This window comes from Saccharicrinis sp. 156, assembly GCF_050589685.1.
GTDB lineage: Bacteria > Bacteroidota > Bacteroidia > Bacteroidales > Marinilabiliaceae > Saccharicrinis.
In genome coordinates this window covers 1-566 of the sequence record NZ_JBNGOS010000112.1, presented here as the reverse complement: position 1 = coordinate 566, position 566 = coordinate 1, and the positions used below count along the sequence as shown (strand labels likewise).

General features: G+C 51.8%; 1 protein-coding gene. It reads right to left on the bottom strand.

Going from position 1 to position 566, the window contains the following annotated elements; all coding sequences use genetic code 11:
- The coding region (locus ACRD64_RS25265; RefSeq protein ID WP_430937430.1) for an immunoglobulin domain-containing protein at positions 1-566 on the bottom strand (566 nt) is incomplete at both ends.

Here is a 566-nt window from a genome sequence, read left to right as displayed (position 1 = left end):
GGACTGTTGCTGTTGGCGGTTATGCTTGGGTTAGAATTTACAACCACTTCGGTTGATACGCTTTGCTCGCAGGTGTTTCCGTCGGTAACTGTCAACGTGTAAGTTCCTGCGTCGGCAAGTGCTATATTGTTTAAAACCGGGTTCTGATCCGAGCTGCTAAAACCGTTTGGCCCGGACCACGAATAGCTTATGCCTGCGGGTCCACCGGAAAGATTCACCGTTTCCCCCTCACAGGCTGCACCGTCGTTCCCGGCTGTTGGAATGGGCAAGGCATGAATGCTTACCACAACCGTCTGTTCATCGCTTGTACAACCGGAATTGTCTTCGACGGTTACTCCGTAAGTCCCCGCATCGGCGGCGGCCGAAGGATCAACGGTTAGCGTGGAAGCATTTTCTCCTGCTATTTCAACGCCTCCCTTTGTCCATACATAATTTACATAACTGCCGCTTCCCCCGGATGGGGTGGCCGTTAATATCAGACTCGTCCCTTCACAGACCGGGGCGTTGTAGTTTACCGTTACGGTTGGCCTTTCATTTACAACAACGGTTTCAAATGTTGTTCCGTC